General features: G+C 67.5%; 23 protein-coding genes and 1 tRNA gene. 7 read left to right on the top strand and 17 right to left on the bottom strand.

Features of this window, described 5'->3' with window-relative positions; all coding sequences use genetic code 11:
* Positions 1–10: 10 nt before the first annotated feature.
* From paaA to DES44_RS05060, 5 genes are all read right to left on the bottom strand, one after another.
* Positions 11–1,012: a 1,2-phenylacetyl-CoA epoxidase subunit PaaA gene (gene paaA, locus DES44_RS05080; RefSeq protein ID WP_058935937.1), complete on the bottom strand. Its 1,002-nt coding sequence runs from the start codon at positions 1,010–1,012 to the stop codon at positions 11–13.
* 28 nt (positions 1,013–1,040) lie between these two features.
* Complete coding sequence (gene paaK, locus DES44_RS05075; protein ID WP_058935938.1) at positions 1,041–2,351, bottom strand: phenylacetate--CoA ligase PaaK; 1,311 nt, start codon at positions 2,349–2,351, stop codon at positions 1,041–1,043.
* Positions 2,342–2,842: a hydroxyphenylacetyl-CoA thioesterase PaaI gene (paaI, locus tag DES44_RS05070; RefSeq protein ID WP_058935939.1), complete on the bottom strand. Its 501-nt coding sequence runs from the start codon at positions 2,840–2,842 to the stop codon at positions 2,342–2,344. The genes paaK and paaI overlap by 10 nt, the downstream gene beginning before the upstream one ends.
* Positions 2,842–3,774: an enoyl-CoA hydratase-related protein gene (locus DES44_RS05065; RefSeq protein WP_083525732.1), complete on the bottom strand. Its 933-nt coding sequence runs from the start codon at positions 3,772–3,774 to the stop codon at positions 2,842–2,844. Before DES44_RS05065 ends, paaI begins: the two co-directional genes overlap by 1 nt.
* A 161-nt stretch (positions 3,775–3,935) precedes the next feature.
* Positions 3,936–4,907, bottom strand: a complete 972-nt coding sequence (locus DES44_RS05060; protein ID WP_058935940.1) for a PfkB family carbohydrate kinase — start codon at positions 4,905–4,907, stop codon at positions 3,936–3,938.
* A gap of 126 nt (positions 4,908–5,033) precedes the next feature.
* Here DES44_RS05060 and moaA point away from each other — a divergent pair, with 126 nt between their 5' ends.
* The 3 genes from moaA to DES44_RS05045 all read left to right on the top strand — a co-directional run bounded on the left by moaA (position 5,034) and on the right by DES44_RS05045 (position 7,529).
* Positions 5,034–6,173, top strand: a complete 1,140-nt coding sequence (moaA, locus tag DES44_RS05055) for a GTP 3',8-cyclase MoaA (protein ID WP_058935941.1) — start codon at positions 5,034–5,036, stop codon at positions 6,171–6,173.
* A 92-nt stretch (positions 6,174–6,265) separates the two neighbouring features.
* Positions 6,266–6,994: a molybdenum cofactor guanylyltransferase gene (mobA, locus tag DES44_RS05050; RefSeq protein ID WP_058935942.1), complete on the top strand. Its 729-nt coding sequence runs from the start codon at positions 6,266–6,268 to the stop codon at positions 6,992–6,994.
* Positions 6,969–7,529, top strand: a complete 561-nt coding sequence (locus DES44_RS05045; RefSeq protein ID WP_058935943.1) for a GNAT family N-acetyltransferase — start codon at positions 6,969–6,971, stop codon at positions 7,527–7,529. The genes mobA and DES44_RS05045 overlap by 26 nt, the downstream gene beginning before the upstream one ends.
* A 496-nt stretch (positions 7,530–8,025) precedes the next feature.
* On the opposite strand, the gene DES44_RS25245 is transcribed toward DES44_RS05045, so the two are convergent.
* Entirely contained in the window at positions 8,026–8,517 is a 492-nt protein-coding gene (locus DES44_RS25245) for a YceI family protein (RefSeq protein ID WP_147306957.1), read from the bottom strand.
* A 546-nt stretch (positions 8,518–9,063) separates the two neighbouring features.
* Here DES44_RS25245 and DES44_RS05030 point away from each other — a divergent pair.
* Positions 9,064–9,594, top strand: coding sequence for an Mpo1 family 2-hydroxy fatty acid dioxygenase (locus DES44_RS05030; protein ID WP_058935946.1), 531 nt, complete (start codon positions 9,064–9,066; stop codon positions 9,592–9,594).
* Between the two features lie 408 nt (positions 9,595–10,002).
* The gene (locus DES44_RS05025) at positions 10,003–10,431 is read left to right on the top strand and encodes a CBS domain-containing protein (RefSeq protein WP_058935947.1); all 429 of its coding nucleotides are present in this window, start codon (positions 10,003–10,005) and stop codon (positions 10,429–10,431) included.
* Positions 10,432–10,514: 83 nt separating this feature from the next.
* Here DES44_RS05025 and DES44_RS05020 read toward each other — a convergent pair whose 3' ends face one another.
* Both DES44_RS05020 and DES44_RS05015 read right to left on the bottom strand, forming a co-directional pair.
* On the bottom strand, positions 10,515–11,048 hold the full coding sequence (locus DES44_RS05020) for a DUF2695 domain-containing protein (protein WP_058935948.1): 534 nt from the start codon (positions 11,046–11,048) through the stop codon (positions 10,515–10,517).
* 43 nt (positions 11,049–11,091) lie between these two features.
* Positions 11,092–11,481: a hypothetical protein gene (locus tag DES44_RS05015; RefSeq protein ID WP_147306956.1), complete on the bottom strand. Its 390-nt coding sequence runs from the start codon at positions 11,479–11,481 to the stop codon at positions 11,092–11,094.
* A 626-nt stretch (positions 11,482–12,107) separates the two neighbouring features.
* Between DES44_RS05015 and DES44_RS05010 the strand changes: the two genes are divergently transcribed.
* Complete coding sequence (locus DES44_RS05010) at positions 12,108–12,536, top strand: DUF6624 domain-containing protein (RefSeq protein WP_157592975.1); 429 nt, start codon at positions 12,108–12,110, stop codon at positions 12,534–12,536.
* A 133-nt stretch (positions 12,537–12,669) separates the two neighbouring features.
* Complete coding sequence (locus tag DES44_RS05005) at positions 12,670–13,344, top strand: type 1 glutamine amidotransferase domain-containing protein (protein WP_058935951.1); 675 nt, start codon at positions 12,670–12,672, stop codon at positions 13,342–13,344.
* Positions 13,345–13,477: 133 nt separating this feature from the next.
* Here DES44_RS05005 and DES44_RS05000 read toward each other — a convergent pair whose 3' ends face one another.
* From DES44_RS05000 to DES44_RS04965, 9 genes are all read right to left on the bottom strand, one after another.
* Complete coding sequence (locus DES44_RS05000; protein ID WP_058937510.1) at positions 13,478–14,068, bottom strand: nitroreductase family protein; 591 nt, start codon at positions 14,066–14,068, stop codon at positions 13,478–13,480.
* A gap of 47 nt (positions 14,069–14,115) precedes the next feature.
* Positions 14,116–15,756 carry a phosphonate ABC transporter, permease protein PhnE gene (gene phnE, locus DES44_RS04995; RefSeq protein ID WP_058935952.1) on the bottom strand — a complete coding sequence of 547 codons (1,641 nt, stop codon included), beginning with the start codon at positions 15,754–15,756 and terminating at the stop codon, positions 14,116–14,118.
* Entirely contained in the window at positions 15,753–16,694 is a 942-nt protein-coding gene (locus DES44_RS04990) for a phosphonate ABC transporter ATP-binding protein (RefSeq protein WP_083525734.1), read from the bottom strand. The genes phnE and DES44_RS04990 overlap by 4 nt, the downstream gene beginning before the upstream one ends.
* A gap of 5 nt (positions 16,695–16,699) precedes the next feature.
* Entirely contained in the window at positions 16,700–17,557 is an 858-nt protein-coding gene (locus DES44_RS04985) for a putative selenate ABC transporter substrate-binding protein (RefSeq protein ID WP_058935953.1), read from the bottom strand.
* A gap of 351 nt (positions 17,558–17,908) precedes the next feature.
* Positions 17,909–18,001, bottom strand: a tRNA-Sec gene (locus DES44_RS24965).
* 22 nt (positions 18,002–18,023) lie between these two features.
* Positions 18,024–20,063 carry a selenocysteine-specific translation elongation factor gene (gene selB / locus DES44_RS04980; protein ID WP_083525735.1) on the bottom strand — a complete coding sequence of 680 codons (2,040 nt, stop codon included), beginning with the start codon at positions 20,061–20,063 and terminating at the stop codon, positions 18,024–18,026.
* On the bottom strand, positions 20,060–21,547 hold the full coding sequence (selA, locus tag DES44_RS04975; RefSeq protein WP_083525736.1) for an L-seryl-tRNA(Sec) selenium transferase: 1,488 nt from the start codon (positions 21,545–21,547) through the stop codon (positions 20,060–20,062). Before selA ends, selB begins: the two co-directional genes overlap by 4 nt.
* A gap of 2 nt (positions 21,548–21,549) precedes the next feature.
* Positions 21,550–22,671, bottom strand: a complete 1,122-nt coding sequence (gene fdhE / locus DES44_RS04970) for a formate dehydrogenase accessory protein FdhE (protein WP_058935954.1) — start codon at positions 22,669–22,671, stop codon at positions 21,550–21,552.
* Positions 22,668–23,282: a formate dehydrogenase subunit gamma gene (locus DES44_RS04965; protein WP_058935955.1), complete on the bottom strand. Its 615-nt coding sequence runs from the start codon at positions 23,280–23,282 to the stop codon at positions 22,668–22,670. Before DES44_RS04965 ends, fdhE begins: the two co-directional genes overlap by 4 nt.
* Positions 23,283–23,296: the final 14 nt, after the last annotated feature.

Below are 23,296 nucleotides of genomic sequence, written 5' to 3'. Positions count from 1 at the left end.
GCGTTCGTCGTCAGGCCGCGGCTGCCTGCGTGGCGCGCTTGCGGGCATGGGCCAGGGCGGCTTCGCGCACCCAGGCGCCCTCGTCCCAGGCCTTGACCCGGGCATTCAGACGCTCACGGTTGCAGGGGCCGTCGCCGCCGACCACGCGCCAGAATTCGGTCCAGTCGATGGGGCCGAAGTCGTAGTGCTCGCGCTCGGCATTCCAGGCCAGTTGCGGATCGGGCAGCGTCACGCCGAGGATGTCGGCCTGCGGCACGGTGGCGTCGACGAACTTCTGGCGCAGCTCGTCATTGCTCAGCCGCTTGATGCCCCAGCGCATCGATTGCTCGGAGTTGGGCGAGTCCTTGTCCGCCGGCCCGAACATCATCAGCGACGGCCACCACCAGCGGTTGACCGCGTCCTGCACCATGGCCTTCTGGGCGTCGGTGCCGTCGCGCATCATGGTCAGCAGGCTCTCGTAGCCCTGGCGCTGGTGGAAGCTTTCCTCGCGGCAGATGCGGATCATGGCGCGGGCATAGGGCCCATAGGAGCAGCGGCACAGCGGCACCTGGTTCATGATGGCCGCGCCGTCCACCAGCCAGCCGATGACGCCGATGTCGGCCCAGGTGAGCGTGGGGTAGTTGAAGATGGAGCTGTACTTGGCCTTGCCGGTGTGCAGCGCGTCCAGCATCTGGTCGCGGCTGGTGCCCAGCGTTTCGGCGGCGGAGTAGAGATACAGCCCGTGGCCGCCTTCGTCCTGCACCTTGGCCAGCAGGATGGCCTTGCGCTTGAGCGTCGGCGCACGGGTGATCCAGTTGCCCTCGGGCAGCATGCCGACGATTTCGGAATGCGCATGCTGGCTGATCTGACGCACCAGCGTCTTGCGGTAGTGGTCCGGCATCCAGTCCTTGGCTTCGATGAAGTCGCCGTCATCGATGCGCTGCTCGAAGGCGGCATTGCGCGCCTGGTCCTCCGCAGTCTGCAGCCGGCGGGCTTCATCCTGCGGTCCGATGCTCATGGCCTGGGTATACATCGCTCTCTCCTCAACCTGTGTCGCGCCGTCAGCCGCGCGGACGCTTGTCCACCACACGGCGGGCCTTGCCCACCAGGGTGCGTTCGATCGAATCCGGCGCGCCCACCGTCACACGGGTGGACACGCCGACCAAGGTCTTGATGCGGTGCTGCAGCGCCCGCGACACCGCCTGCGGGTCGATGCCCGCCGCAGTGGTGGAGAGCTCGCAGCGCACTTCCACTTCGTCCAGCGAGCCTTCCCGCGACACCACCAGCTGGTACTGACCCGACAGTCCTTCCTGGGCCAGCACCAGTTCCTCGATCTGCGTTGGAAACAGGTTCACGCCGCGGATGATCAGCATGTCGTCGCTGCGGCCCACGATCTTGCCCATGCGGCGCATGCTGCGCGAGGTGGGCGGCAGCAGCCGGGTGAGGTCGCGGGTGCGGTAGCGGATGACCGGCAGCGCTTCCTTGGTCAGCGAGGTGAACACCAGTTCCCCTTCCGAGCCTTCGGGCAGCACCTCGCCGGTGTCCGGGTCGATGATCTCGGGATAGAAATGGTCTTCCCAGATCACCGGGCCGTCCTTGCTTTCGATGCATTCGCTGGCCACGCCCGGGCCCATCACCTCGGAGAGGCCGTAGATGTCCACCGCATCCAGGCCGCCGCGCGTCTCGATCTCGCGGCGCATCGCTTCGGTCCAGGGCTCGGCGCCGAAGATGCCAACCTGGATCGAGCTGTCCCGCGCATCCAGGCCCTGGCGGGCGAATTCCTCGATGATCACCTGCATGTAGCTGGGCGTGACCATGATGACGTCGGGCTGGAAATCGCGGATCAGCTGCACCTGCTTTTCGGTCTGGCCGCCGGACATCGGAATGACCGTGCAGCCCAGCCGCTCGGCGCCGTAGTGCGCGCCCAGGCCGCCGGTGAACAGGCCATAGCCGTAGGCCACATGCACGATGTCTCCGGCGCGGGTGCCGGCGGCGCGCAGCGAGCGGGCGACCAGGTCGGCCCAGGTGTCGATGTCGCGACGGGTGTAGCCCACGACCGTCGGCTTGCCGGTCGTGCCGGAGGACGCATGGATGCGCACCACCTCCTGCCGCGGCACGGCAAAGAGGCCAAACGGGTAATGGTCCCGCAGGTCCTGCTTGGTGGTGAACGGGAAATGCCGCAGGTCGGACAGGTCCTTCAGGTCGTTCGGGTGAATGCCTTTGGCGTCAAAAGCTTGCCGGTAATGCGGCACATGCTCGTAGGCGCGGGTCAGGGTCTCGCGCAGGCGCCGCAGTTGCAGCGCACGCAGTTCATCCTGGCTGGCCCGCTCGATCGGCTCCAGGTCGTCTGGGGTGGGGTGCTTCACCGGCATGGGGCTTCGTCTCCGGACGCTTCCGCCACCAGTCCCGGCACCACGGGCTTGCCCTTGATGCGATAGGAGCGGCCACGGAAGACGGCGATCAATTCGTCGCGCTGGTTGGTGATGGTGATGTCGTAGACCCCGGTCCGGCCCGCCAGCGAGGTTTCGGCGGCGACCGCGGTCAGTACATCGCCCAACCGGGACGGCGCGACGATGTCGATCGCGAAGCCCGAGGCCACCGTCATCTCGTTGTGCGAGTTGCAGGCGAAGGCGAAGGTGGAATCCGCCAGGGTGGTCACAAAACCGCCGTGGCAGATGTCGAATCCGTTGAGCATGTCGGCACGCACCGTCATGCGAAGCGTGGCCGTTCCAGGGGCGATGGCCACGATCTCGATGCCCAGGCCCCGCGAGGCGCGGTCGTTGGCGAACATCGTGTCGCGCACGGCTTCGGCCAATGTCTGGCGGGACACCTGGCGTGCCGCTTCCTGAGGGAGCTGAGCCATCAGCGGTCCTTGAAGTGCGGGGCGCGCTTGTCGAGGAAGGCGGCGGCGCCTTCCAGGTAGTCGTGCGCGTAGCCGAGCTGGCTCTGCAGCCGCGCTTCCATGCGCAGTGCGTCTTCCAGGCCAAGGTCCATGGCGTCGTCCAGGGCGGCGCGGGTCTGCATCAGGGCCTTGGTCGGCATGCCGGCCAGTTGCTGGGCGGTGGCCATGGCGACGCTGGCCAGTTCCTCGTCCGCCACGCATTTGGCAATCAGGCCCCATTGCTGGGCCTGCTCGGCCGGCAGCTTCTCGCCCAGCAGCGTGAGTTGCAGCGCCCGGGCACGGCCCACCAGGCGGGTCAGCAGCCAGGTGCCACCGCAGTCCGGCACGAGGCCGATGCGGGAGAAGGCCTGGATGAAGGAGGCTGAACGACCGGCGATGACCAGGTCACAGCCCAGCGCGAAATTCGCGCCCGCACCGGCCGCCACGCCATTGACGGCGCACAAGGTGGGCACCGGCATGGTTCGAAGGCGCAGGACCAAGGGGATGTAGTAATGGTCCAGCAGGTGGCCAATGTCCTTGGGCTTGGGGCGGCGGTGGGCCTGCCCGCCCGCGGCTTCTGCAGTGCTCGCAGCATGGGCGGCGGCATCGGACGCCTCGGGTTCGGCGAATTCGGGCTTGATGGAGGGGTCGTTCAGATCCTGGCCGGCGCAGAAGGCACGGCCGGCACCGGTGATCAGCACCGCCCGCACGGCAGGGTCCTGCGCGGCGTCTTCCAGCGCATGGCGCAACTGGCCGAGCATCGCGGTGGTGAAGGCATTGAGCGCTTGCGGACGGTTGAGCGTCAGCACCCGCACCGCGCCTTCGGTGGACACCAGCAGGACCGGATCGGCGCCATGCGTGGAAGCTGGCGCGTCTCCGGTCCCTTGGCTTGCAGAACGCGTGTCGGTTGTCATATCGGGTTTGTCTCCTCGGCTGCCTCGTGATGAATCCAGCCAGGGGCTTGATTCACCGGGTTCAGTTGATTGACCGACCGGTCGGTAGAGCATAGGACGGACGGTCCCGCTCTGCAAGCCGAAAAACTCAGGGTATCTACGGAGATGACCGGGGGCGCCGGTCAGGCCAGTTCTGCGGGGGCAACCTGAATCTGCAGCGCCAGCGCCTCCACGCGTCGGTGGGTCAGGCCGTGCACGCCATGCTCGTCCGCCGCGGCGGCGCCGGCTGCCACCGCCCAGCGCAGGTGGTCGTCCGGGCTGCCGTCGGGCGAGCGGATCAGGCTGAATAGCAGGCCGGCCGTGGTCGCATCGGCCACATCCAGGCGGTGGAAGGGGTCGGTGACCGCTTCCAGCGTGGAGCCGCAGACACTGACGTCGCCTTTGGGGTGGAAGAGCTGCGCGCCGCGGTCCCGCAAGGTCAGCAGCACGATGGCCTTGGGATTCCACGCGGCCAGCTGGCCCAGGCCGAGGTGATAGTCCCGGCAGCGGAACAGGCCGCACAGATCATCTTCCGACACCCGGATGACGTCAGCGATGCGGCACATCCGCTCCAGCGTGCGGTCGTAGCGGGAGTCCATGCTGAGCCGGTAGTGGGGGTCGTAGCTGATCCGCGCGCCTTCGTCCTTGAGCGATTCGGCCAGCGCCACCAGGCGGGCGGCCAGCGGCTCGCGCGTCAAACTGATGGAGCCGAAATGCGCCCAGCGCAGCGCATGTCGCCATCCCGCTGGCAAGGCATGGGGCCGGAAATGCAGGTCGGCGCTGTCGTCCCCCACATACAGGAAGGACGGCGGCACCGGCTCGTGCAGGAAGGACAGTAGCGGGGAGCGGGCAAACTGCTGGATGAAACGCAGGTCCAGCGAGGCGTCCACGCTGCGCTGCCACAGCTCCTGGCCGAAGGCGTCCTTGCTGATGCCGCCGGCAAAGGCGCTGAGCTGGCCCAGGCGGGACGCGGCGATCGCCACCTTCCACGGCGACCCACCGCAATGGCTGCGCCACTCGGTAGGGCCGACCCGGCGCATGTCCGTCAGCGCTTCACCGAACGAGACAAAGCTGGCGAGGTCGGCATGCAGGACAGGCGTGGAAGCGAACGTCATGGTCGGCATTCAATCGACCTTCTGCGCGTCGCGCAAGTGACAAGTCCTACAGGGTGACGAGAGTCATGGGATTGTCGGGCAGCCCCCGGCGCCATGAGGTTGCTCCAGGAACGGCACAATCCGGCCATGACCGACGCCGTCATTCCATTGCTGGATCTGAGACAGGCGGGACGCATTCCCGCCATTCCGTCCCCCCTTCCCGCCCCTTCCCCTGCCGGCCAGAGCCCGCTGGACGCGCGCGGCCGGCCGCTGCGTGATCTGCGCATCTCGGTCACGGACCGCTGCAACTTCCGCTGCAGCTACTGCATGCCCAAGGAGGTCTTCGACAAGCACTACCAGTTTCTCCCTCACCGAGAGTTGCTGAGCTTCGAGGAGATCACCCGGTTGGCCGGGGTGTTTGCCGGGCTGGGGGTACAGAAGCTGCGCATCACCGGCGGCGAGCCGCTGCTGCGGCGCAACATCGAGGCGTTGATCGGCCAGTTGGCCCAATTGCGCACGCCGCAAGGCCAGCCGCTGGACCTCACGCTGACCACCAATGGATCGCTGCTCGCCCGCAAGGCGCAGGCCCTGAAGGATGCCGGGCTGCAGCGGGTGACCGTGAGCCTGGATGCGCTGGACGACGCGATCTTCCGGCGGATGAACGATGTGGACTTCCCGGTGGCCGATGTGCTGCATGGCATCGACACGGCCCTGGCGGTGGGGCTGGCGCCGGTGAAGGTGAACATGGTGGTCAAGCGCGGCACGAATGACGACCAGATCCTGCCGATGGCGCGGCACTTCCGGGGTACCGGGGTGACGCTGCGCTTCATCGAGTTCATGGACGTGGGCATGAGCAACGGCTGGAACATGGACGAGGTGCTGCCGTCTTCCGAGGTGCTGGCGCGCTTGCGGTCCGAGGTGGATCTGGTGCCGCTGGCCCCGACGGCGGAAGGCGAGACGGCCACGCGCTGGGGTTATGCCGACGGCAGTGGCGAGATCGGGCTGATCTCCAGCGTGACCCAGGCGTTCTGCGGAGACTGCAACCGGGCGCGGCTGTCGACCGAGGGGCAGCTCTACACCTGTCTGTTTGCCTCGCAGGGGCACGATCTGCGGGCGCTGCTGCGGGGTCAGGGCGAGTTGCCGGCGCGCAGTGATGCGGAAATCAGCGCGGCGGTGGGGGCCTTGTGGGGGCGTCGGTCGGACCGGTATTCGGAGCTGCGGGCGTCGCTGCCGCCGGGTGAGTCGGGCGGGGCGCGGCGGGTGGAAATGCATTACATCGGCGGGTGATGGCGGCGATGGGGCCGGGGACACCGGGTGGGTCGGGGGACGCAGACAGCAAGAGCGTGTCGAGCGGTGCTGGCCCTGGTGGGGTCCGGGCGATGCGGGTCACCGCGCTGGTGCTGTGCGGCGGACGCGGCAGCCGGATGGGCGGGGTGGACAAGCCGCTGGAGCTCTTCCAGGGGCGGCCGCTGGTGCACCATGTGCTGGAGCGCATTGCGCCGCAGGTGCAGGGTCGGGTGGTGATCAGCGCGAATCGGCATCAGGCGGTGTATGAGCGCTTGGGGTATCCGGTGCTGGCGGACAGCCTCTCTGACTTTCAGGGACCGCTGGCGGGGCTGCTGGCGGGGATGACGTTTCTGCGGACTTCACAGGCGCACGCCGGTGGCACGGCGGCTGTGGGGGGCGATGAGTGGGTGCTGTGCGTGAGTGGCGACAGTCCCTGGCTTCCGGTGGATCTGTTGCAGCGGCTGGCTGCGGCGCTGGGGGTCGGCAGCAGCGCGATGCTGGGGAGTGGCGCTTGGGGCGGCCACGCTTTGAGTGGAAGCCCTGCTTCGGGCGGAGCGCGAGACACTTCCTCGGACAGCGCCATGGCCTGGGGGCGCGAAGCGCCTGGGGCGCCGCTGCGGAGTCAGCCGCTGGCCAGCTTGATCCATACTCGGCATCTGCCGGCGTTGTCGGACGCTCTGGCACGCGGCGAGCGACGGGTCGAAGCTTGGCTGCGCACGCTGCCATTGGCCGAGGTCCCGTTCGACCGGCCGCAGGACGACCACGCCTTTGCCAACATCAATGACCGGAGTCAGCTTGAGCGCCCTCACCCCGCCCCGTGATGCGTCCCCCGTCAGTCTGACCCTGCGGTTGCTGACCGAGTCTGATTTAACGGCCTACAAGTCGCTGCGGGACGCGATGTTGTCCGCCCATGAAGCGGCCTTCACCTCGGATGCCGCGTCGGAGCTTCCCCGTGAAGCATCCAGCTACCGACATCGGCTGCATCCCCAGGCCGGCGGGCGGGCGCTGTTCACGCTGGGGGCGTGGATCGGTGACGAACTGGTCGGCGTCCTCACCTGCGAGCATGAAGGCCGGCTGAAGGTGCGGCATGTGGCGCATCTGGTGGGGATGATGGTGGCCGACGCCCATCAGGGACGCGGGGTGGGGAGAGCGCTCATGGGGCACGCACTGACGCTGCTGCGTCGGGAGCCGCTGCTCGAAATCGTGACGCTGAGCGTGAGCGCGGGGAATGCGCCAGCCATGGCCCTCTATCGGAGCTTCGGCTTCACCCGGTATGGGCATCTGCCCAGGGCGCTGCGGCTCAGTGACGGACGGTATGTGGCGAAGGATTTGATGAGCCTGGAATTGCAGCGCTGAGCGGGGACGCATTCGGGGTCGGGGTCAGGGTCGCAGCGGTGAGGCCTCTGCATTCGAGTACTGCCACGGAATGGGCAGGGCCGGGCACCTTTTGCTCCATGTCCCCCGTCGCCTTCGGCTCCTCCTCCTTGACTTCCGCAAAAGGCACCCGGCCCTGCCCATTCCGCCACCGAGGACTTCAACCAGGCGCGCTAAACCCACATTGAGCCCGATCAAACTGCTGCATCACGCCACCGATGTCAGCCTGGGGCGCAGCACCCACATCGAGCGCCATCATCCCCATCAAGACCAAAAGGCCTCGCGAAGTGACGCTGCGGTTGATCACGAAGCAAGCCCAGCGCCCATGCCAGACAGCCACCTTAGCCATGCGCACAGGCCGTCAACACGACAGGCCCCCATCAAGACCAAGCAACCTCGGAAGTACTCAGCACCCCTCCAATGCTCGGCCCTGGCAGGCAACAAGATCGACGGCTTCGATCGCCCACCCGTTCCCGCGTCAAGCAGACGGCATCGGCTGACAGCTCGCAGCGGGACGAGCCGTTAAATCGAGTTCCACCACCAGGGGATCCTGAATGGCTAAAAGTCCGCCCAGCACCGTGAATGGCTGGATTCCAAAGTCCGTCTGTCGCAGCACCAGACGGCCCCGTGCCCTCAACGGTTGATCCCCCTCCGGTCTGGAGGATTCGACGGGAAGGTCCAAAGTGCGCGTCTGTCCGTGCAGGGTGATGTCCAGCTTCAAGACCGGTCGCGGCCAGCCGCCTTCCACCGTACGCGTCACCGCCGTGACCACCGGAAACTGCGCCGCGTCCAATGCCTTGAGCATGTTGGCGCGGGTGCCGGCAATGTCCGCTTCCGACAATATCTTGGCAAAGTCGCCCCCCATCGCCGTGCGCCACGCCGGCGCATCCAGCACCAATTGATCCAGACGGAAGCCCAGCTCCGCGCCCGCATTGGCCAAGCCGTCCTTGGGCAGATAGATCTGGCCCACGGCATGCTGCTCTGCAGCAATCACGTGGTTGTGCCCCAGCGACGCCAGGCGACCGCCTCGGTAAACCAGGATGCGCAGCGTCGTCTGCGCCCCATCCAGTCCGTAGAGTCGGCCCTCCCCCGCTTGTTGCAGGCGCAGCCACTGTCCGCAGGCCGCCGAGGCGGCCGCTTTCGCCGTTGTGGCGGCGGGCGAAGGGGCTGCGGGTGCCGGTGGCAATGCCGGCCCGGCCGATACGGGCGCCGCTGGCGCAGCGGAGACGGCCGGGGCCACTTGCGCGGATGGGGCCCTGGGAGGTGCGGGTGGCGTCAGTGGGGCGGGCGAGGTGGGTGGAGCGGGCGGCGTGGGCGGGGGCGTCGAGCAGGCAGCCAGACCCGCCAGAAGTCCGATAAAAACGGCCGCGGCGGCCGATCGATGGCCCGGACGGGGACTTCTGTCACGCAAGTGGCACGGCATAGGGAAAACCGAGAGTTCGAATTTCTGCATTTTGATGGCCATTCCGGGCGGAGTCGCACTAGCATTGTTCAAACGCAAATCTGGAGACATGCCATGGCTCGTCAAGCCACTGACCTGATGGCCCAGTACGCGGCCTATCACCGCGACCGCCGCAACATCGCCACCCACTTCGTCGGCATCCCGCTGATCGTGTTTGCGGTGGGCGTGCTGCTGGCACGCGGTGAATTCCACGTCGGCGATTACACGGTGACGCTGGGCTGGCTGGCCTGGGTCGCCGCCACGCTCTGGTACCTGACCCGCGGCAATCTGGTGCTGGGCCTGGCCACCGCCCTTGTCAACGCCATCCTGATGGCGCTGGCCCATCCGCTGGCCGCAGGCACCACGGCCAGTTGGCTGGCCTGGGGGCTGGGCAGTTTCGTCGTGGGCTGGATCATCCAGTTCGTCGGTCACTACTACGAAGGTCGCAAGCCGGCATTCGTCGATGACCTCATCGGCCTGCTGGTCGGACCGATGTTCGTGGTGGGCGAAGCACTGTTTGCGCTGGGATGGGGTCGGGAGTTGCTGGCTGAAATCGAACGCCGCGCCGGCCCGACGCATCTGCGCGATCTGACGCATCCGGCCTGAGTTCAGCCCCGAGTTCGCCCTGAGTGTCCGACCTGGAAGCAACGCGGGCAAGAGGCGGCAGCGCGTGCTTGGCGTCCGTCATTGTGGGGACGGGTCTTGCGAATGCGGAGGCCACTGAGTCGCTGAGCCGCTGAGCTGCTGAGCTGCTGAGCTGCTGAGCCGCGAATGGTGGGTCAAGAGATGATGCGGTGGCGCTGACGAAGCCTGTGAAACCTTGCGCGGGGTCTTGCGCTCCTTGAGCACTGCGCTTATGTTGGCAACCAGTGCGGAACGCTCGTCATTGTGAGGGCGCTGACGTGGTGCTGATGCGGCGCCATTGTGAATGGACCTGAGGCCAGGCCTCGGGTGCACGGGTCCCGACGACCAACGCCGGGGCGGCATTGCTTGGTCGACAGGTCAGGAGGATCCATGAAACCGGTGTCCGAACTGCTGAAGAACCGCGGCCCCAGCGTCTGGCGCATCTCGCCAGAAGCAACGGTGTTTGATGCGCTGCACCTGCTGGCCGAGCATGATGTCGGTGCGCTGCTGGTGATGGAAAACGACCGGCTGCTGGGCATCTTTTCCGAACGCGACTACACCCGCAAGATCGCCCTGCAGGGCCGGGATTCGCGCCATACGCTGGTGAGCGAGGTGATGACGCCCAATGTACTGGTCGTCAAACCCACCACCGAGATGCGGGACTGCATGAGCCTGATGAGCCAGCGCAAGATCCGCCACCTGCCCGTGATGGAAGGCGATCAGGTCATCGGCATGCTGTCCATCCGCGACTTGATGAACGACATCATCGCGGACGATGAGATGACGATTGCGCAGTTGCAAAGCTACATCTACGGCTGAAGACGCCGCGCGCCACTCAGCGACAATGCACCTCTTCCATCTGGAACTGCGTGTCCTTAAGCCGATGCTGTCAATGGACCGGCTCACGCAGTGCCCTGCACCGCATTGCCGAGCACCTCGCAGTCGCAGTACCCACCCCAATGGCGGAGCGCTTTCAGCTTTTGATCCTGCTTTCCCGGTGAGAACTCTGCCAGCCACGCCTTGGTGAGCCGGGCTGTGTGGTCGCATGCCTGTGTCGCCAGCACATCGCTGAGATGGCGCCCCAGGCGCTGCAGTTCGTCCGGCGTGAGCGGAAGGTCCTTCCACTTGCTTTCATACTCGCGCAAGAGCACCAGATGCTTCAGATCCTTCGGACTGCGCTGCGGGGACAGCGAGAGTGCCTTCTCAAAGCTCTCTCGCGCAGTTGCATAGCCCAACAGGCATTCCTGCGCCTGGCTGAGCAGACGCCAGGCCTCCGCGCTGTCGCCGTGCTCTGCAATGAAGCGACTGATCTCCGCCTTGGCGGCCAGTAGCGGAGGAATCGCTTTGGAGGCCGGCGCTCGACGGTCAAAGGAGGACTGCCCCGTCAGCTTCTGGGCGGCAATCAGCGCGGCGCGTAGATCTGCAATCGTCTTCATGGATTGAATGGGCCTTCATTCGGAGGGAACGGTGCAACGTGCATCAACGCGCCTGCTTGTAGAGATCGTAAGCCCCGTTGTCGATATCCTCGATTCGGATCAGGGAGGTGTTTGAATGGCTATCGGTCGTGTCGGATCCGAACTGGATGAGATCGCGGGAAAACGCCGGCAATCGGACCCCTTCCGGACGCTGGCAAGCGGCCTTCATCGCAAGAAGCTCCCGACGAAACACGGCCAATCCCGCAGGATAGGGACAGTCCCCACCCACGCACTCGGTCATCACATACCGATAGTCCGACCGGTCGAACCAGACCTGACTCACCCAGGCCCGCGGCGCCGCCGGCGCAACGGAAGCGCCAAAGGTGTGTCCATTGCTCGCCGTGGCGACGTACTCGTTTTCCACCTTCTGGGCGGTGCCATACCGATAGGTCAAGGCGCTTGGCGCCATCGCTGTTGGCGCGGCGCACAACGACACCGTCTTTTTCCTGTGAAGCAGTTGAACACCACAGCCTCGTCGGGCTTGCACAGCGTGTCCGATTCGGCCTTGGCGATTGACAGGGTTAGCAACAGCCCGATGGCCATGAAAGATCCAACGCGGGTCAATGTGCGCATGTGCAGTTTTACGGTGATGTCAGTGCGGCCGGCTCGGCTCGGCTCAGCTTGGCTATTGTCACTCCTTGCGTCGCCCTCACCTTGGCCTGAATGCTGCATCGATTGCGTCAAAGCGCGACTGCCGGAAATAAATCGATCGCAGCCACCATCAGTGGATGTGCGCGGACATCGGTCCCCAACTCGATAATGACCCGATGACACGGGTGTGGCGAGATGAGCATGTGGTCGTCGCTGTCATGACGCGCAGCCGATGCTTCGCTCTGACATGAAGGTCTTCGACGGAGGTGACGGATGAGATGGGCCTGGGTCGCGGTTTGTTGGATGGCGTCTTCCCACTGCTTCGCCATCTGCAGCGACAGTGACAGAAGCACCGTGCGTCTGATCCGGGCGCATGACCAGGCCATCCGGGGAGACGGCGTGCTCCCGTCTCTGGGAGAGCGGCGCTGGATGAACGCACTCGAAGCCCTGTCGATGCGTCACCAACAATTGCTGCGTCCCATCCTGTCCCGCTGTAGCTGGACGTTCGGACACGACGCCTGGGGAGATGAGGCCGAGGCCGCGTGGTATGTGGTGCAGCACGCTGATGACCTGTCCTTCCAGCGCGCTCAGTTGGAGGACCTGCAGCGCTTGAGCGCCACCTTCCCGGGCGTCCCTCGCAAACAGCTGGCCTACCTGGAGGACCGCGTGCTGCTAGGGGAAGGCAAGGCCCAGCGCTATGGCTCGCAACTGGAAGTGGTGGATGGCCAGTTGGTGCCCTTGCCCATTGATCGCCCCGCTGAACTGAATGAGCGGCGTGCGTCGATGGGGCTGCCGTCCATGGAAGCGTACCTCGCAGAAGCGAGCGCCAAATGGAAGGCGATGTCTCACCAACGGTGAGAACGGTGACAACGGCGACTCGGCCGGAGGAGCGTCGCAGGCTGCGGCCTCATCCGCGAACGGGCGCGCGCCCGTGCGGGCATCCAGCTTGCCACACGGCATCCACCCCTCTTCCACCTCCAGGAGCCTCCCCATGCGCGCCCTCATTGTCGCCACCAGCTGCAACCAACTTCCTTCCGGCCACCCAACTGGTCTATGGGCCGAGGAATTCGCCGTGCCCTACATGGCATTGACCAAAGCCGGCGTCCAGGTGACCGTAGCGTCGCCAGCCGGCGGTGCCGTGCCCATCGACGAGAAATCCCAACCCAGCGAGAAGGAAGCCCAGGAGTGGGCCTCTGCACTGTCTGCGCTGCACACCACGCGCACCCTGGCATCGGTCAAGGACGAGGCATTTGACCTCATCTTCCTGCCGGGCGGCCACGGCCCGATGGTCGACCTCGCGACGGACAACACGCTGCAGGAAATGCTGTCCCGGCAAGATGCTGAAGGCAAGCTCATCGCCGCGGTGTGCCACGGCCCAGCCGGACTGCTGCACGTCCGCCGACGCGACGGCTCACCGCTGCTGAAGGGGCGCCGCGTGACCGGCTTCACCAACATGGAGGAACGCCTGGCCGGCCTGCACGACAAGGTGCCCTTCCTGCTCGAGGACGAGATGAAGGCCCAGGGTGGCGACTACCACTCGGCCCTGCTGCCGATGCTGTCGCATGTGGAGCGCGACGGCCACTTGATCACGGGCCAGAACCCGCGGTCCAGCGAGGCCATCGGCGAAGCCATGGTCGAAGCCCTGAACCCTGCGCACGCGCACTGACGGCTTCAAGATTCGGTCCGCCGCACTAATCATGCGGCGGCCCTGTCTACACTTCCACTGTGCTCTGCGACTCAGAACGACAGCTCACCCTCCTCGCGCACCGACAGGACGCAAGCCGACGACTGGCCTGCCTTTAGCGTGCGGCAGGGCTGTCCGCCTCCGGCGGCTGCCACGCCGTCAGCGCCAGTGCCGCCCCGCTCCTGGCAGGTCGCGGCTTGCCCGCCCGCGCCGGCGTGCCGAGGGCAATCCATCCGACCAGGGTCTCGCCGGGTTCGCAGAACGCGGCCACCAGCCCCGGATCACGCACCTTCGCGCCGGACAGCATCTTGCCGCCGAAGCCCAGCGCATGGGCCGCATTGAGGAAGTTGGTCAGCGCCCCGCCCACGGCCACCCACTGCTCATGGGCCGGCACCTGCGGATGCCCAAGGTCCAGGCGGGCTACCACCGCCACCGTCACCGGCGGCAGCAGCGCGCGTTCTTCGTCCAGGGCCACACCCGCTGCGTCCTTGCCCGCGCGCCGGGCCGCTTCGCCGAACAGCCGTGACATGGCCCTGCGCGATTCGCCACTCACCACCTTGAAGCGATAGGGCACCAGCTCTCCGTGGTCCGGCGCGTGCAGGGCGGCTTCCAGCATCTGCCGAAGTTGGGACTCATCGGGTCCCGGCTCCACCAGATGCTTGGGACCCACTGATGCGCGGCTGAGCAAGAGGGTCATCGCGTCCATGGTCATGGTTCTCCTTGGTTGGCGGTGCGAAGCGGTCACCGCGCACTTCAGCGGTTCAACTGCCGCCGCGCCGCATACGAGCAGGCATCCACCACCATCACCAGCAGCAGCATCGCCAGCACCACCGTGCCGGTCTCGCGCATCTGGAAAAGACCCAGATGCACGGTCAGCATCTGCCCCAGCCCACCGGCCCCGACCACGCCCAGCACCGTCGCAGCGCGGATGTTGTTTTCCCAGCGGTAGAGCGTGTAGCTGAGCAACTGCGGCGCGGCCTGCGGCAGCGTCGCATACAGGAACACCTGCCAGCGCGACGCACCGGCCCAGCGCAACGCCAGGGCATTGGCCGGCGGTGCGTTCTCAAGGGCCTCCGCCATCAGCCGGCCCAACACGCCCGTGGTGTGAAGGGCCAGCGCCAGCGTGCCGGGCATCGGGCCCAGCCCGGCAGAGATCAGCAGCAGCGACGCCCACACCAGTTCCGGCACGCTGCGCAGCGCGTTGAGCCCCATGCGGGCGCCGATGCGCAGCAAGCCCGAGGGCCGGCTGGCCACCAGCGCCAGCGCCAACCCGGCCACCGCCGCCAGCAGGCTGCCCAGGGCGGACATGGCCAGCGTCTCCAGGGCGCCCTGCCCCACTCGCTGCAGGAAGTCTGGCGCCCATTGCGGTGGGAAGAATTCCGCCAGGAAGGTGCCCATCTGCTGGAACGCCTGCCAGCTCAGCCATTCGCCCCAATGCATCGGCAGCGTGGCGAAGCTGGCGACGAACATCGCCGTCAGCGCCAGCAGCAGGACCCACAGGCCCAAGCGGGGCGCGGGCCGCTTACGGCCGCCCTCGCCCTCTTCCTGCCCGCGACGGCTGGGCCGCAGCCAGGCGCTGACCCGGTCCGCTGCGGCCACCAGGGCCACGAACACGAGCAGCAGCGTGATGACCTCGTTGCCGGCCAGCATCTTGTTGGCATTGTCGAGCTGCTGGCCCAGGCCGCCCGCGCCAACAAAGCCCAGCACCACCGACGTCCGAATGGCGCATTCCCAGCGGTAGACGGTGTAGCTGACCAGCTCGTCCGCGCAGCCCGGCAGCGTGCCGAAGAAGAAGGCCTGAAGCCGGCCCGCACCATTGCGCAGCAAGGCGCGCGTGGGCGCACCGTCGGCGCTTTCCAGAATCTCGGCGTAGACCTTGCCCAACATGCCGCCGTAAGTCAGCGCAATGGCCAGCACGCCGGCGCCGGGGCCCAGGCCGATCACCCGCACCAGCATCAGCGCCCACACCAGCTCCGGCACCGAGCGCAGGATGACGAGCACGGCCCGCACCACAAAGCGCAGCGCCGCCGGCCAGGTGCCCATACGACCAGTCAGCGCCGACACCGACAGCCGCGCCGTGCCCAGCAGGGCCATGGGAATCGCGATGATCCAGGCGAGCGCCAATCCGGCAGAAGCCATGGCCACGGTCCGCCAGGTGTCCCCGGCCACCATGACCAGGAACTCCGCATCCAGCCGCGGCGTGAGGAACTGCACCAGGAAACGGCCGGTCGCGCGCAGGCTGCGCGGCTCCAGCAATTCCCAGGGGCGGAACTCGCAGAGCACCAGCAGCGGCCACAGCAGCACCAGCAGCGTGACGGTGAGCGTCAGGCGCCGCAGTGCCAGCGGATCGCGCTGCCAGGGCGGCGGCGCGGACATGGTGGCCGAGGTGCTCATCGGCAGATCAGATGGGGCGCTGAGGGAGCGGCCGGGCGGTCTGCATCGGGAGCGCCGTCGATCTCATGCGGGCCCGGATTCGCGTGAGCGTCGTGAGTCGGGCTTGACGGGTCTTCGCACGGGTCGCGCCCAGGTTCGCGACCTGCGTCGTCGCCCTGCTTGATGGGCGTCGAGCTGGATGCCAGGTGGGTGTCATCCCCGGCATAGAGGGCCGCCACGGTGGCGTCGTCCAGGCCTTCGGGGGGGCCGTCGTAGAAGAGGCGACCTTCGCGCAGCGCGATGATGCGGGGGAACAGCGTGCGCGCCAGTTCCACCTGATGGAGGCTGCACACGAGGGTGCGCTGCGATTGCTGGGCGGCCTGCTGCAGCACGCCGAGGCTGCGCTGCGCGCGTTGGGGGTCCAGGGCTGACAGCGGTTCATCGACCAGCCACAGCGGCGCCTGCGACACCAGCAGCCGGGCCAGTGCCACGCGTTGCCGTTCGCCGCCGGAGAGCTGATCCACGCGGGACCAGAGCCGGTCGCCCAGTTCCAGCGCCGCCAGTGCGTCGTGGGCCTGGCGGGCCTGTTCGGCGGAGGGGCTGAACAGCATGCGCAGGCTGCGGCTGAGGCTGGCGCCGGGCAACTGGCCGGCGAGCACAGCGACGGCCACGCGCTGGCGCGGTGGCAGGGGTGGATGCTGGGGGGCCAGCATCAGCTGGCGGCGCAGGCGATGGCGGGCGCTGTGGGAGAGGCCCCAGGCGTCCTGCTGGTTCAGGAGCAGACGGCCGCTGCTGGGGCGCAGGGCCAGGGCCAGGGCGTGCAGCAGGGAGGTCTTGCCGGCGCCGGACGGGCCGATCAGGGCGATCTGCTCGCCGGCGTTGATCTGCAGGGACAGCGGCTGGATGAGGCAGCGGGTGCCGGCATCCAGCCGCAGGCTTTCCAGGGCCAGCAGGGACATGGGGCTTACTTCAGCAGGCCGGCGTTCTCGGCGGCGGCCTTGATGCCGACGTAGTTGTCCGGCTTGGTAGGCACGAAGCGGGTGGCGCGTTGCAGGGCGAGGATTTCCTTGCCTTCGGGCGTGCTGTCGTTGAGTTTCAGGAAGGCTTGCTTGAGTTTTTCCTGCATGGCGGCGGGCATATCGGCATGCACGCTCCAGTTGTAGTCGTAGTAGGCGGGGGTGGTGTAGAAGACGCGGATTTCCTTCGGGTCCACCTTCTTCTCACTGACCAGTTTTTCCCAGACGGAGATGTTCAGGGCACCGGCGTCGACCTTGCCGCCTGCGACGGCGGCGACGGTGGCGTCATGGGCGCCGGAGAAGCTGATGCGTTTGAGGTCGGTTTCCGGATTGATCTTGGCGGCGAGCAGGAAGCTGCGGGGCATCAGATGGCCGGAGGTGCTGGAGGCGGAGCCGAAGCTGAGGGTGTGGCCCTTGAGGTCTTCGAGCTTGTTGATTTTGGAGCCGGCTTCGGTGATGAACACCGAGCGGAACTTTTCGTCTTCTTCGCGCTGCACCAGCGGCACGATTTTTCCACCCGAGCGGACATTGGCCTGCACGAAGGTGAAGCCCCCAAACCAGGCCAGATCAATCTTCTTGTTGACGACGGCTTCGACGGCGGCGGCGTAATCGGTCACGGGTGTCCATTCCACCTTCACGCCGAGTTCTTTTTCGAGGTATTTCCCGAGGGGTGCGAACTTACGAGCGAGTTCGGTGGGGGATTCATCCGGGATGGCGGTGACGCGCAAAACGGTCTGAGCGTGGGCGCCGGCCATGGACAGGGCTGCGACCCCTGCCACTGCAAGGCTCTTGGCCAGACGAGCCATTTGTTGAAGCAAACCAGCCATCACGATCTCCAAAGTGGAAAAAAGAGTTGAACCGAAGCGAGCACAAGCCGCTCCTCAGCGAATGAAAAGGCGCCCCCGCCCCAAATGATTGGGCCGCAACCAGCCGCATCCGCTGCACCAGTTGCACCCGCTGCACCAGCCGCAAGTGTGCGAGCGAAGCGATGCACACGCGACGCGCGCAGCGCCGTCGCGCGACGCAGGTGGTCCCGAAGCATTGGATTGGCGTAGCGAGCGGGGCGAGGTTGCGTTGAGGAGCGGAGCCGTACTTTCGTACGGCGAGCACCGCAGACGCAAGATCGCCCCGCGCAGTAGCCAAGCCAATGCTTCGGGCGGAGGGGGGCGGGGGTCGAACCCACCTGGCAACGCATGGCGCCACCCACCAGGTTTGAAGCCTGGCCGATCCACCGGGATCGTTCCCCCTCCGGGGGGTGAAGATTTGTGGGGGTCAAGGGGCCCCCGGGGAAGGATTGTGGATGGGGGGTGGGCGGCTTGGGGTGGGGGGTTCCGACGCCAAGGGCTCATCCTCATCCAAAAACAGTTTGCAGTCAGGGCGGAGTTTATGAGCATCGCCGACGCGGCGCAGGAGGCCGACGCGATCGAAGAACTCGAGCACCTGGATGGCGCGTTTCCTTCCGAGCCCGGTGAGGTCGCGGAAGGTGGCGGCGGTCACTTCGCCGTGATCGGCGACGGCGCCGCGCGCCAGCCGAGCCAGGGACTCCACATGGGCGGGCGCATAGTACAGGTCCTTGACGATCTGGAACAGCTCTGCGCGCTGGGCCAGCCGTGCGAGTGTCGTTCGCACCAATGCTTCGGCCTCTCCGGACTCCTTGGCCAGATCCCTTGCCCACGCCCCTTCAAACCCCGCATCCAGCAGCTTCGGCAGCACCCGCTGCGCCAGCCGCTGATCCAGTGCCGACAACTGCACCCCATGCGCCGGCAGATGCGCAGCCGCGCCGGTGATGACCACCTCGCCACGCGCCACCATCTGATGCACCAGCGCGCGCCACAGCGGCTCGGCCAGCCGCGGCAGACTCAAGCGCCGCCAGCGGGCCAGATCCGGCCCCAGTTCATCCGGCTGCTGCTGGTGATACAGCGCCAGCCGCTCCAGGGCGGCCAGCCGCCCCTGCGCCGTCTGCACCGGTCCCAGGGCCCACAGCGGCCCTTCCAACCCGGGCACGGTGCACACCGAATCATCCGACGGCAGCGCCTGCGCCAGCCACGCCGCCCGCACCGACCGCGCCACGCCTTGCGCCGCCGCAAACCGCTGCACATCCACGCCCAAGGGCGCCTGGGCCAGCAGCCCCTCCAGCCGCTGCGCGGCCGTTGGCAACAGCAGCGCCTTCAATTCCGCCAGCCGCTGCACCGTGCGCCTGTAGCGCACCGGCGCGAACGGATCCAGCACTGTCCCCCCTGCCAGGGCGCGGGTGGCGGACGCATCGCGCAGCACCACCCGGTCACCGGCCCAGCCGCACAGCGGCTGATGCAGCACCAGTTGCACCAGCGCCTCATTGCCGGGCTGAATGGCGTCCAGCGGCTCTCCGTCCAGCGTGCCGAGCACGGCCACCGAGCCGGTGGTCTGCGACGCCCCCAGGTGCACATGCACAGGCGTGCCGCTGCGCAGCGGGCGTGCCTCGTCGAACCACAGGCGCAGCCGCACATCGATGCGGTCGGTCCATAGCGCCACTTCGGGCGCCACCCACCACTGGCCGCGCGTGACCTGGTCCTTGTCCACGCCGGCCAGGCCGATGGCGACCCGTTGTCCGGCCCTCGCCTGCGAGGCCGTGGCGTTTTGCGCATGCAGGCTGCGCACGCGCGCCGTGCGCGGCGCCTGTCCCGCAGCGGGCGGCACCAGCTGCAATTCTTCGCCGAGCGACACCTCGCCCGCATAGGCCGTGCCGGTGCAGACCGTGCCCACGCCCGACAGGCTGAACACCCGGTCCACCGCCAGGCGGAAGCCCTGCCCCGACGGATCGCGCCGACCGAATCCGCGTGCCTGGGCCAGCAGATGCTCCCGCAGGATGTCCACGCCCTGCCCCGTCGCGGCGGACACTTCAAACACCGGCGACGCACACAGGCCGGTATGGGCCAGCAGCTCCGCCACTTCGGCGCGGCGCTGCGCCCGCAGGGCCTCGTCGGCCCGGTCGATCTTGGTGAGGACCACCGTGCCGTGGTCGATGCCCAGCAGGGACAGCAGCGCCAGATGCTCGCGGGTCTGCGGCATGACGCCGTCGTCGGCAGCGATCAGCAGCAGCGCGTGATCGATGCCGGTCGCCCCGGACAGCATGGTGTGCACCAGCCGCTCATGGCCCGGTACGTCCACGAACCCGAGCCGCTGCCCGTCGGGCGTCTCGAGGTAGGCGTAGCCCAGCGCGATGCTGATGCCACGCTGCTTCTCTTCCGGCAGGCGGTCGGTATCCACCCCGGTGAGGGCTTTCACCAGCGTGGTCTTGCCGTGGTCGATGTGGCCGGCGGTGCCGATGATCATCGCAGCGCCTCCGCCAGGCTGGGCAGTTGCGCCAGGAATTCCGCCTCGCGCGGACCTTCGTCCAGGCAGCGCAGGTCCATCCACAGCTCATCCGCCTGCACCCGCGCCACGATGGGCAACGGCAGCGAGCGCAGCGCCGCCTGCAGGTCGTCCAGCGCGCGCCCCATGCCGCGCTTGCCCGGCAGCACCGGGGCCAGCGCCAGCCCGGCCGACGGCAAGGTCTCCACCGGCAGCGAGCCCGAGCCGATCTGGCCACGCATCGACGCGGCCCGCACCTCGAAGCGCGGCGCCACGGCCTGCCGCAGCGGTCCGAGCAGCCGTGCGGCCTGGGCTTCGATATGGGCCACTGGACGGGTGAGATGACGCAGCGTCGGCAGGTCCTGCGTCAGCCGATCCGGCTTGAGGTACAGACGCAGCGTTGCCTCCAGCGCCGCCAGCGGCAGCTTGGACAAACGCAAGGCGCGTTTCATCGGGAACTTGCGGATGCGCTGGATGTGCTCGCGCGTGCCGACGATCAGGCCCGCCTGCGGACCGCCCAGCAGCTTGTCGCCGCTGAAGGTCACGACATCGCAGCCGTCCTTGAGCATCTGCTGCGGCAAGGGTTCGGCGGGCAGGCCCCATTGCGCCAGGTCCACCAGCGAGCCGCTGCCCAGGTCCGTCATCAGCGGCAGGCCGTGGGCCTTGGCGATCGGCGCCAGCGTGGCCTCATCCACCGAGGAGGTGAACCCCTGGATGGCGTAGTTGCTGGTGTGCACCTTTACCAGCAGCGCGGTGGCGGGGCCGATGGCCGCTTCGTAGTCCTTGGGGTGGGTGCGGTTGGTGGTGCCCACCTCGACCAGCTTCGCGCCCGCCGCCGCCATCACGTCCGGCATGCGGAAGGCGCCGCCGATCTCCACGAGTTCCCCGCGGGACACGATCACCTCGCGGCCACCGCCGGCCAGCGCAGCGATGCCCAGCAGCACGGCCGCCGCGTTGTTGTTGACTACCGTGGCCGCCTCGGCGCCGGTGATCTCGCACAGCAGGTCTTCCACCAGGCTGTCCCGGTCGCCACGCGCGCCCTGGGCCAGGTCGAATTCGAGGTTGTTGGGCGAGCCCATGCAGGCCAGCACCTGCTGCAGCGCTGCATCGGCCAGCAGCGCGCGGCCGAGATTGGTGTGCAGCACCGTGCCGGTGAGGTTGATCACCCGGCGCATGCGCGGGGTCAGGCGGGCGTCGCAGCGCTCGCGCAGGGCCTGGGCGATGCCGTCCAGCCGCTCCTTGGGCAGTTGGCCTTGCAGGGCCTCCGCCCGCCAGGCGTCGAGCAGCTCGCGCGCCTGCGCCGCCACCAGCGCATGACCATGCGCAGCGACCAGCAAGGCCACAGCCGGGTCCCGCAGCAGGCGGTCGACGGAAGGGAGGTCTTTGGGGGCAGCCGGCGTCAGCGCAGGGCGGGTGGCCGGGAGACTCGCCTTCGGACCATGGACCATGGATGCCTCGGGCTTCATGCTCAGTGCCCTCCGGGATCCGGTGGCGCCGCGCCGCTGTGGGCCGGGCCGGGTGCCTGGGTGTCGTCGCCGGGAGGACGATCGTCACCGGCGTCCGGTTCGCCCAGGATCAGCAGCGGGTTGAATCCGTGCCGCACCAGGCCCAGGTCGCCCACCAGCAGGTCCAGCGTCAGGGAGGCCAGGTCGTCGGCCAGGGGCTCGACCTGCAGGTCCTTTTCCATATGGACCTGCTTGAGGTAATGACCGCAGGTCTCACAGCATTCGGCCTGCACCGCCTCATTGGGCAGCTTGCCGTCGTCATCCACGAGCTGGCGGAAGCTGATGCCCTTGGTGCTCTGGCAGTGGGTGCACTTGATGCGCACGTAATGCCATTGCGTCGCGCACAGCGAGCAGGCCAGGAAACGCTGCCCGGACATCTCCGCCGCGATGCGGGTGATGGAAGCCACCGGGCGCGAGCCGCAGCAGGGGCAGACGGTCGGATCGTCGATCAGGCCAAAGGGGGCCAGATGTTCGGTCTTGCCGGCGCGCTGGTAGCGGTCCTGCAGCTGCTGGACCAGGCGCACCCAGTGCAGTTGCAAGGCGGCAGCCAGCAGCGGCGCGGCGGCCGGGTCGAGCCCGGGCCCGCCGCCGGACAGCAGGGCATGTGCCTGGCGCTCCAGCGTGGCTTCGTCCCACTGCATCAGGTCCTTGGCCAGGGCCTGCACCGGGGCCGGCACAGCGGCGGTGACCAGCGCCTGCAGCAGGTTCTTCAGTTCGTCCCGCCAGGCGCTCTGGCGGGCGAAGGTGCGGCTGTCCAGCGGAGGCTGGCCCGCAGCCATGGCTTCGGCCAGGTCGGATTCATTGGGAAGCGTCAGCGGACGGGCCTGCTTGAGCTGCTCGTGCTGGCGCTGGGCCACCTCGGCTGCAAACAGCAGGTAGTCCCGCATCGGATGGTCCTGCGCCAGCTGTCGCAGACGCAGGGCGCGCTCGGCGAAGACACCGGCTTCCGGCAATCGCAGTGGCGCGGGGCGAGCGCCCGCGTTCACCGCGATTTCCTCCGGTGTCATCAGGCGGATCTGGCTGCTGACCGTCTTGCCAGTCTCGCCAGTGCCGCCTGCGTTGCCCGTATTGCTCGTGGCCGTCATGCGCGCGGACGCTCCTTGACTTCCTTGTACCACAGGGGGTGGTTGTGCTTGGCCCAGGTTTCCGTCACCGTACCACGAGTCATGGCGCGGATGGTGCCCTTGACCCAGATGGCGGCATAAATATGCACGATGACGCCCAGGATCAGCCCGGTGGCCGCTGCCGCATGCAGCAGCACGGCAATGCGGCGCATCAGGATGTTGCCCTCCGGGAACCAGGCATGCCAGAACATGAACCCGGTCACCAGCAGCACGGTCAGGCACACCACCATCACCCAGAAGACGCCCTTCTGGCCGGCGTTGTACTTGCCAGCCGGCGGCATGTTGGATTTGTCGCCGGCCAGCATGTCCTTGCTGTGGCGCACCCATTCCGTGTCGGTGCGGGTCCAGCGGTTCTCCTTCCAGAGCTGCAGGGCCAGCACGGCAAAGGCCAGCACCATCAGCAGCCCCATGTAGGGGTGCAGGATGCGGGCCCAGGGACCGCCGCCGAACAGGTTGCTCAGGAAGAACAGGCTGGGATGGAAGAAGGCGAGCCCGGACAGGCCGGCGCCGAAGAACAGCAAGGCGATGAGCCAGTGGTTCATCCGCTGTGCGTCAGGATAGCGTTGCAGCATGGTTCGCTCCTTCC

It is taken from the genome of Roseateles depolymerans (genome assembly GCF_003387155.1).
Classification (GTDB): domain Bacteria; phylum Pseudomonadota; class Gammaproteobacteria; order Burkholderiales; family Burkholderiaceae_C; genus Roseateles; species Roseateles depolymerans.
This window is presented reverse-complemented; position numbering and strand designations above follow the sequence as displayed.

Coding starts and splice junctions, on each gene's coding strand:
- paaA (WP_058935937.1), bottom strand. CDS start 1,012: ATGTATACCCAGGCCATGAGCATCGGACCGCAGGATGAAGCCCGCCGG.
- paaK (WP_058935938.1), bottom strand. CDS start 2,351: ATGCCGGTGAAGCACCCCACCCCAGACGACCTGGAGCCGATCGAGCGG.
- paaI (WP_058935939.1), bottom strand. CDS start 2,842: ATGGCTCAGCTCCCTCAGGAAGCGGCACGCCAGGTGTCCCGCCAGACA.
- DES44_RS05065 (WP_083525732.1), bottom strand. CDS start 3,774: ATGACAACCGACACGCGTTCTGCAAGCCAAGGGACCGGAGACGCGCCA.
- DES44_RS05060 (WP_058935940.1), bottom strand. CDS start 4,907: ATGACGTTCGCTTCCACGCCTGTCCTGCATGCCGACCTCGCCAGCTTT.
- moaA (WP_058935941.1), top strand. CDS start 5,034: ATGACCGACGCCGTCATTCCATTGCTGGATCTGAGACAGGCGGGACGC.
- mobA (WP_058935942.1), top strand. CDS start 6,266: ATGCGGGTCACCGCGCTGGTGCTGTGCGGCGGACGCGGCAGCCGGATG.
- DES44_RS05030 (WP_058935946.1), top strand. CDS start 9,064: ATGGCTCGTCAAGCCACTGACCTGATGGCCCAGTACGCGGCCTATCAC.
- DES44_RS05025 (WP_058935947.1), top strand. CDS start 10,003: ATGAAACCGGTGTCCGAACTGCTGAAGAACCGCGGCCCCAGCGTCTGG.
- DES44_RS05020 (WP_058935948.1), bottom strand. CDS start 11,048: ATGAAGACGATTGCAGATCTACGCGCCGCGCTGATTGCCGCCCAGAAG.
- DES44_RS05010 (WP_157592975.1), top strand. CDS start 12,108: ATGAACGCACTCGAAGCCCTGTCGATGCGTCACCAACAATTGCTGCGT.
- DES44_RS05005 (WP_058935951.1), top strand. CDS start 12,670: ATGCGCGCCCTCATTGTCGCCACCAGCTGCAACCAACTTCCTTCCGGC.
- DES44_RS05000 (WP_058937510.1), bottom strand. CDS start 14,068: ATGGACGCGATGACCCTCTTGCTCAGCCGCGCATCAGTGGGTCCCAAG.
- phnE (WP_058935952.1), bottom strand. CDS start 15,756: ATGAGCACCTCGGCCACCATGTCCGCGCCGCCGCCCTGGCAGCGCGAT.
- DES44_RS04990 (WP_083525734.1), bottom strand. CDS start 16,694: ATGTCCCTGCTGGCCCTGGAAAGCCTGCGGCTGGATGCCGGCACCCGC.
- DES44_RS04985 (WP_058935953.1), bottom strand. CDS start 17,557: ATGGCTCGTCTGGCCAAGAGCCTTGCAGTGGCAGGGGTCGCAGCCCTG.
- selB (WP_083525735.1), bottom strand. CDS start 20,063: ATGATCATCGGCACCGCCGGCCACATCGACCACGGCAAGACCACGCTG.
- selA (WP_083525736.1), bottom strand. CDS start 21,547: ATGAAGCCCGAGGCATCCATGGTCCATGGTCCGAAGGCGAGTCTCCCG.
- fdhE (WP_058935954.1), bottom strand. CDS start 22,671: ATGACGGCCACGAGCAATACGGGCAACGCAGGCGGCACTGGCGAGACT.
- DES44_RS04965 (WP_058935955.1), bottom strand. CDS start 23,282: ATGCTGCAACGCTATCCTGACGCACAGCGGATGAACCACTGGCTCATC.